The 7,860-nt window shown below is 70.0% G+C and carries 6 protein-coding genes; 1 reads left to right on the top strand and 5 read right to left on the bottom strand.

Annotated features, from left to right (window positions below; genetic code table 11):
• Positions 1-68: 68 nt before the first annotated feature.
• The 5 genes from ACIREE_RS01320 to ACIREE_RS01340 form a co-directional block, all read right to left on the bottom strand.
• Positions 69-2,444 carry an FtsX-like permease family protein gene (locus ACIREE_RS01320; protein ID WP_404144695.1) on the bottom strand — a complete coding sequence of 792 codons (2,376 nt, stop codon included), beginning with the start codon at positions 2,442-2,444 and terminating at the stop codon, positions 69-71.
• Positions 2,441-3,127: an ABC transporter ATP-binding protein gene (locus tag ACIREE_RS01325; RefSeq protein ID WP_404144697.1), complete on the bottom strand. Its 687-nt coding sequence runs from the start codon at positions 3,125-3,127 to the stop codon at positions 2,441-2,443. The genes ACIREE_RS01320 and ACIREE_RS01325 overlap by 4 nt, the downstream gene beginning before the upstream one ends.
• A complete protein-coding gene (locus ACIREE_RS01330) occupies positions 3,124-3,651 on the bottom strand; it encodes a PadR family transcriptional regulator (RefSeq protein ID WP_404144698.1) in 528 nt (175 codons plus the stop codon). The genes ACIREE_RS01325 and ACIREE_RS01330 overlap by 4 nt, the downstream gene beginning before the upstream one ends.
• Before the next feature lie 346 nt (positions 3,652-3,997).
• Complete coding sequence (locus tag ACIREE_RS01335; RefSeq protein WP_404144700.1) at positions 3,998-4,219, bottom strand: hypothetical protein; 222 nt, start codon at positions 4,217-4,219, stop codon at positions 3,998-4,000.
• On the bottom strand, positions 4,216-5,151 hold the full coding sequence (locus ACIREE_RS01340; RefSeq protein ID WP_404144702.1) for an SPFH domain-containing protein: 936 nt from the start codon (positions 5,149-5,151) through the stop codon (positions 4,216-4,218). Before ACIREE_RS01340 ends, ACIREE_RS01335 begins: the two co-directional genes overlap by 4 nt.
• A 288-nt stretch (positions 5,152-5,439) precedes the next feature.
• Here ACIREE_RS01340 and ACIREE_RS01345 point away from each other — a divergent pair, with 288 nt between their 5' ends.
• Entirely contained in the window at positions 5,440-7,716 is a 2,277-nt protein-coding gene (locus ACIREE_RS01345) for a transglycosylase domain-containing protein (RefSeq protein WP_404144703.1), read from the top strand.
• Positions 7,717-7,860 lie beyond the last annotated feature (144 nt).

The following is a 7,860-nucleotide window of genomic DNA, read 5'->3' on the forward strand; positions in this document are numbered from 1 at the left end:
TCGCCCCGACGCCGGTCGAGGGAAGGTCCGGGGCAGCCGCCCGTGACCTTCGCCCCGACGCCGGGTGCCTATTCCGTCCGCAACCCATCCGCCCGCATCAGCCGCCACAGCGGCGGCATGCTCAGCAGGGTCACGGCCGCGATGGCCCCCGCGCCCACGCCCGCCAGGGGCAGGAACAGCAGCCAGTCCGTGACCGGCTTGTCGACCATGCGCAGCATCAGCCAGCCCAGGACCAGGCCGCCGCCGATCGCGACGGCCATGCCGAGGACGACCGGGATCGCCGTCTGCCACAGCACCGACCAGGCGAGCGTCGAGCGCCGCGTGCCGTAGGCGACCAGGACCGACAACAGGCGCTTGCGGTCCCGTAGTTGCTCGATCTGGGAGACCAGCATGGAGGCCGCGATCAGCGCCATCGTGAGGGCGGCCGCCGTGAACAGGCCCCGCCGGATGCTCGCGTACTCCGAGTCGCGCTGCTCCGAGGTGTAGTTCCACACGCGCATGCCCGGGTCGATCCGGAACGCGGCGTTGCGCACGAACTCGAAGGCGTCCGGCACCGACTGGTCGACCTGGATCTGCGCGTTCGTCGAGGCCTCCGACATGTTCCGTACGTTCACGGCGGCCGGAGTGGCGAGGATGCCGCCGAAGCGGGTACCGGCCGGGTCCATCCGCGACGTCACCAGCCGGGCCTTGGCGGGCAGCGTCCACTTCTTCGACTGCGAGTCGCCGATAATGAGCTTGCTGCCGGGTTTGGCGATGCTCGCCAGATCCGCGTCGTAATCGGGGGAATCGGACCCGGTGACCCGGAAGACGTCGCCGTCGTGACAGGACGGCAGCTTCGCCATCTCGCGCAGGGAGGAGCAGGAGCCGACGGAGAGCGACACCGAGGGCGAGTCGTCGTCGCCCCGCTCGGGGCGCACCGGACTCAGCCAGGTGTCCACGGTGCCGATCACCGAACGGACACCCTTGGTCGCCCCGAAGTCCTTCACCATCCGCTCGGCGAGCTCCCCGCTGGAGAAGCTGCCGCTCACGCCGATCTGAGCCCGCTTGGGGTCCTGTCCCGTCGTCTTGGTGAAGTCGTCGTCGATGCCGACGGTGAACATCTGCAGAGCGATACCGCCCGCCACCGCGATGGTGATCCCGGCGACCGCGCGACTTGCGCCGGTGCTGCTCAACTGGAGCCTGCGTGACGCCAGTTGCCAGGGAACCGGGCCGCCGTGCAGCCGGTTCACCACTGCCTCCACCACCCACGGCATCACCAGCACCAGGCCGAGCAGCGTCAGGGTGATGCCGGCCGAGATCCGCACGACACCCACCGTGCTCCCCGCTTCGTCGGAACCCGACGTGAGCAGGAGCAGCATGCCGATGACCGGCACGGGCAGTCGCCACCACAGGCGCCGGCCCCGGGCGCGGGCGCTGCGTACGACGCCCAGGGGCTCGATCGTCACCGAGCGCAGCGCGAACACCGTCACGGCGACCGCCGCGAGCGGTACGGCCAGCAGGATGAGTACGGCGAGCGCGGGCACCGGCGACATGTCGGAGGGGAACGCCGAGAGCCGCCAGATCTTCACCACGCCCAGCAGCTGCCGCCCGGCCAGGAAGATGCCGACGCCGAACACGAGACCGATCAGCGTGCCGAACAACGCCTCGCCCGCCGCCGTCCGGCGCGTCATCCGGGCGTCCGCGCCCACCAGGCGCAGCGCGGCCAGGCGCCGGTCGCGCCGCTCGCCGCCGAACCGGACGGCCGTCGCGATGAAGATGGCGATCGGTACGAGCAGGACGACGCAGGCCAGCACGATGAGCACGATGAGGACCGGGTCGAGCGGCCCCTGCGGGTAGCTCATCCCGAAGCCCTCGATGCGGGAGGCGCCACGGTCGGTGCTCAGGGTGTCGCTGCCGATGTAGAGGTACTGCTCGAAGGGGCCGTCGAGGCCCGCATCGTGGATCGTGCCCACGATGCGGTACGGGTAGCGCTCCTTGAGCAGCTTGTTGCCGGGGGCGTCGAGCGCCTCCCGCAACGCGGGCGAGACGACCATCTCGCCGGGCCCCGGCAGCTTGTCGACGCCGGGCGGCACCGGCGAGTGCCGGCCCTCGGGGCGCACCAGATACCCGCCGACCGAGCTGTCCCGGAAGTCGGAGGACGCGTCGAGGGTGAGCAACGTGCGGTCGCTCCGCTTGGTCTCCCCCTCCGCGTTGGCGCCCAACTGCCGGGCATCGCCGCGCACATCGCGCCCGTTCATCAGCGTCGGCAGCGACGCGGCACCGAGCAGCAGGGCCACGCCCAGGCCGACGCCGAGCGCGGTGAGCAGCGTACGGATCCAGCCCTCGCGGCCGCCCGACGCGGCGAACCGGATGCCGAGGCCGAGGTCGCGGAGCCAGCTCGAGGGTCCTGTCGAGGCGGCGGCGGGCGCCGACGCGGTGTCCGTGCGGTCGTCCAGGAGCGTCATCGGGCGAACTCCATGTCCCGTGACTTGCCGTCCCGTACGACGATCTCGCGGTCCGAGTAGGCCGCGACCCGCGTCTCGTGGGTGACCAGGACGACGGCGGCGTTGGACGAACGGGCCGCGTCCGTGAGCAGTTCCATGACGCGCTCGCCGTTGAGCGAGTCGAGGGCGCCGGTCGGCTCGTCGGCGAACAGCACGCGCGGGTTCGTCACCAGCGAGCGGGCCACGGCGACGCGCTGCCCCTGGCCGCCCGAGATCTCGCCGGGCCGCTTGCCCGCGAGGTCGTCGACCTCCAGGCGCTCCAGCCACCCGGTCGCCCGGCGCTCGGCCTCCTTGCGCTTGACGCCGGTCAGCCGCAGCGGCAGCGCCACGTTCTCGACGCAGGTCAGCTCCGGTACGAGCTGGCCGAACTGGAAGACGAAGCCGAATTCGGTGCGGCGCAGGGCGCTGCGCTCGGCGTCGGACAGCGCGGAGAGTTCGCGGCCGTCGTAGGTGATCGACCCGGAGTCCGGGACGACGATGCCGGCGAGGCAGTGCAGCAGCGTCGACTTGCCCGAGCCCGAGGGGCCCATGACGGCGACGACCTCGCCCGGGTGGATGGTGAAGGAGGCGCCGTCCAGGGCGGGCGTGGGCCCGTACGTCTTGTGCAGGTCGTGGGCGGCGAGGAGGGATCCGGCGGGAGTCATGAGGGGCGTACCTCCGCGGCGAGCTTGTCGAGGCGCGCGGCGGTCAGTTCCAGCCAGCGCAGGTCGGCTTCCAGGTGGAACAGGGCGTGGTCGCAGATCAGCTGGTCGGCGAGGTCGCCCTTGCGCTTGCGGTCCGTGAGGATGCGCATCAGGCGCAGGTGCTCGGCGCGCTGGGTGTCGAGGATGCGGCTCGCGTCGCGCTCGGTGAGCAGGGCGAGTACGACCTTCGTGTAGAGGGTCGACTGGAGGTACGGCTCCGGCTTCTCCGGGGTCGCCAGCCACTGCCGTACGTCGGTGACGCCGGCTTCGGTGATGGCGTACCGCTTGCGCTCCGGGCCGCCGCCGGCCTCTATCCCGTCGACCTCGACGAGGCCGTTCTTCAGGAGGCGGGACATGGTCGAGTAGACCTGCCCGTAGTGCAGCGGCTTGTCGTGCCCGAATGTGTCGTCGAAGGTGCGCTTCAGGTCGTAACCGTGGCGGGGCCCGGATTCCAGGAGCCCGAGAAGGGTGTGGCCGATGGACATGGGGAGGACTGTACACGGTGTGTATACCTGGCGTGTATAGCGGCCGGGGCTGCTTCGGCTCCGCGGGGCCCGTGGCCGGGTGCGGGCCGGTGGGGGCTGGTCGCGCAGTTCCCCGCGCCCCTGAAATGCGCACTGCGTGCGCTATTTCATGGGCGCGTGCGTGCGCCTATGGGGTGTGCGGGGCACGTGCGCGCCCCTGAAGCTGCGGCGAAGCCGCATGCTCCAGGGGCGCGGGGAACTGCGCGAGAAGTCCCCACCGGCCTGGAGGCGAAGAACTCCCCAGGGGCGCGGGGAACTGCGCGACCAGCGCCCACCGGGCCGCCGGTGGAGAACTTCCCCACTGTTCTCAGTCGCCGGAGGGGGGCCGGCCCCGCCGAGGCATAGGGCCTGCCGAACCGGGGAGCCGGCCCGCCTCGGCGAGAGCCCTGCGCAGCAGGAACTCGATCTGCGCGTTCGCGGAGCGCAACTCGTCCCCGGCCCAGCGGGCCAGCGCCTCGTACACCGCGGGATCGAGCCGCAGCAGAACCTGTTTACGCGCCGAAGACGGAGGCGGCGGAGGCGGCGTCACTGGTAGAGCGTCCCCGTGTTGACGATCGGCTGCGCGGCGCGGTCCCCGCAGAGCACGACCAGCAGGTTGGAGACCATCGCGGCCTTGCGCTCCTCGTCCAGCGCCACGAAGTCCTGCTCGGTGATCCGGGCGAGCGCGTCCTCGACCATGCCCACCGCGCCGTCGACGATCAGCCGGCGGGCGGCGACCACGGCGCCGGCCTGCTGCCGCTGGAGCATCGCCGAGGCGATCTCGGGCGCGTAGGCGAGGTGCGTGAAGCGGGACTCGATGATCTGCACACCCGCGGCCTCGACCCGCGCGTGCAGCTCGACCGCGAGCTTCTCGGTGATCTCCTCGGCGTTGCCGCGCAGCGAGAGTCCGCCCTCGTCGTGTGCGTCATAGGGGTACTCGATCGCGATGTGCCGGACGGCCGCCTCGGTCTGCGTCGAGACGAACTCCAGGAAGTCGTCCACCTCGAACGTGGCCTGCGCGGTGTCCTCGACCTTCCAGACGACGACCGCGGCGAGCTCGATCGGGTTGCCGTACGCGTCGTTGACCTTGAGGACGGCGGTCTCGTGGTTGCGTACGCGCGTCGAGACCTTGGTGCGCGAGGTGAGCGGGTTGACCCAGCGCAGCCCGTCCTCGCGGATCGTGCCCCGGTAGCGGCCGAAGAGCTGGACGACGCGGGCCTCGCCCGGCGCCACCATGTTCAGACCGCCCATCGCGAAGAGCGACGCGATCGCGACGACGATGCCGACGGCGATCAGTACGCCCTGCACCGCGCCGCTGGTCGAGGTGAGCGTGGCGCCCGTGGCGACCAGGGCCACGCCGATGATCAGGCCGAGGAGCCCGAGCAGCAGGGCGAGTCCGCCGCCGATGCTGTGTGCCGTGAACTCGCGCACACGCGCCTTCGGCATAGCTGGTACGTCTGGTGTGGCGTCCGTCTCGGACATAACGGTCCCCGTCTCTCTGAGCTGGCGGTACATGGCCGGTGCGCCCTGCACCGTGTCTAGCAAAGTGATATCACTTTATCGTGCCCGGCAACCATACGCACCCCTGGATCGTCGGTTCCCATGGGGCAGGTGCTGATTGTCACGTCCGGAAATGACCGGATCAGCAGGGTTTTGCCTTAAGTGGCGGTGTTAGCTTCATGAGCTGATTCGGCACGGAAGTGCACGGAAGCGAGTCCTGGTCACTCACGACCACGAACGACACGAACGAGAAGCGGAGCGACTGAGGTCATGGGCCGAGCGGATGCGAGAAATGCGCGCAAGCGCGCGGCGCGGCCGTCGGGCATACGCCGCCTCTTCACGTGGAAGAAGCTGCTGGGTGCCTTCTTCGGGTTCGTGCTGCTGATCATGGGCGCGTTCGTGGTGCTGTACATGGTGATCTCGGTGCCCGAGGGCAACCCCGACGCCGAGCTGCAGAGCAACGTCTACAAGTACGGCAACGGCGACACCATGGCCCGCACCGGCCAGGTCAACCGGGAGATCGTCGACCTGTCCCAGGTGCCCAAGGGCGTCCAGCACACCTTCGTCGCGGCGGAGAACAAGACGTTCTACGAGGACAAGGGCGTCGACCTGAAGGGCACCGCCCGCGGTGTCCTCAACACGGTCACCGGCAAGGGCAAGCAGGGTGGCTCGACGATCACCCAGCAGTACGTGAAGAACTACTACCTCACGCAGGACCAGACCGTTTCGCGCAAGCTGAAGGAACTGGTCATCTCGCTCAAGGTCGACCGCAAGAAGAGCAAGGACGAGATCCTCGCCGGGTACATCAACACCAGCTTCTACGGCCGCAGTTCGTGGGGCATCCAGGCCGCGGCCCAGGCCTACTACAACAAGGACGCCTCGAAGCTGACCGTGGCGGAGGGGGCGTACCTCGCCGCGCTCCTCCAGGCGCCGAACCAGTACGACTGGGCCATCGCCTCCGACACCGGCAAGGCGCTCGCCAAGCAGCGCTGGAACTACGTACTCGACAATATGGTCGACAAGCACTGGCTCGGTGCGAGCGAGCGCCAGGGCATGAAGTTCCCCGTACCCAAGGAACCGAAGGCCGCCGCCGGGCTCCAGGGCCAGGAGGGCTACCTGTACACGGCCGCCAGGGCCGAGGTGATCAAGGACCTGAACATCACCGGTGAGCAGTTCGACGCGGGCGGCTACACGATCACGCTCAACATCGACCGCAAGAAGCAGAAGCAGCTGGAGAAGTCGGTCAAGCAGCAGCTGACGGACAATCTCCACACGAAGAGCGACAAGACCGATGCGGACGTGCAGGCCGGCGCCGTATCGGTCGATCCGAAGACCGGCAAGGTCGTCGCCCTGTACGGCGGTGAGGGGCTGACCGAGCACTACGTCAACAACGCCACGCGCCCCGACTACCAGCCGGCGTCCACCTTCAAGCCGATCATTCTCGCGGCAGCCCTGGAGAACAGCGCCAAGACGCAGCGCGACCAGTCCATCAAGGCGAGCACGATCTACGACGGCACCAACAGGCGGCCGGTCGTGGCCGACGGCGAGAAGGTCGGCTTCGCTCCTCCGAACGAGGACGACCGGAGCTACGGCCCGGTCACGGTACAGACCGCCATGAACAAGTCCATCAACTCCGTCTTCGCGCAGATGGGCGCCGACGTCGGCATGGACCAGGTCATGGACACGGCCAAGAAGCTCGGCATGGAGGACGGCGACCTCAAGCCGTACGCGGCGCAGACCCTCGGCACCATGGGCGCGAGCCCGATGGAGATGGCCGGTGTCTACGCGACCCTCGACAACCACGGCAAGCAGGTCACCCCGAAGATCGTGAAGTCGGTGTACAAGCAGGGCGAGCCGATCGAGCTGCCGAAGGCGATCGGCGAGCAGGTCATCTCCCGCGGCGCCGCCGACTCGGTCACCTCGGTGCTGACCGGGGTGGTCGACGACGGTACGGCGCGCGAGTCGGTACGCAACAACGCGTCGCGCCAGGGTCAGAAGGTCGCGGGCAAGACAGGTACCTCCGACTGCAACAGGTCGGCCTGGTTCACCGGTTACACCCCGGACCTCGTCACGTCGGTGGGCCTGTTCGGTGAGGCGGCCAAGGCGGGCACCACGCAGTGCGGGACCGACAAGCCGGTGAAGGTCGGCAAGGGCGGTCACGTCTCGCTGTCGGGCGCGGGCGGCGGCGGACGGGTCAACGGTGGTGGCTTCCCGGCGCAGATCTGGGCCCAGTACACCTTCAACTCGACCAGCAGCTCGGCCAAGTTCGACCTGGACACCGACATGGGCGCGGGCGTCGAGCCCACCACGACGGCTCCGGCCACGCCGACGACCCCGCCGCCTTCCTCGTCCTCGTCCTCGTCGAGCGGCACGCCGACCACGCCCCCGCCGTCGTCCCCGACGTCGCCGACCGGCACGCCGACCACCGGCCCGCCGACGGGCGAACCGACGGACACTCCGACGACGCCCACGGGCCCGCCCACGTCGAGCGAGGGTCTCCCGGACAACCCCTTCGACGGCAGCAACGACGGCAGAGGCGACGACTAGAAGGCAAGCAGGCAGGGCGCACGCGCGGAAGGGGGGGCCGGGCCCCCCCCCCGTGCGCGCGGCCCCGGCGCCGCGGCGCCCCCCGGGCCAGCCCCCGGGGGGGGGGGGGGCCCCCCGGGGGGGCCCCCTAGGAGCCGAGCGCCG

This window comes from Streptomyces sp. NPDC102467 (genome assembly GCF_044765445.1).
Lineage (GTDB): Bacteria > Actinomycetota > Actinomycetes > Streptomycetales > Streptomycetaceae > Streptomyces.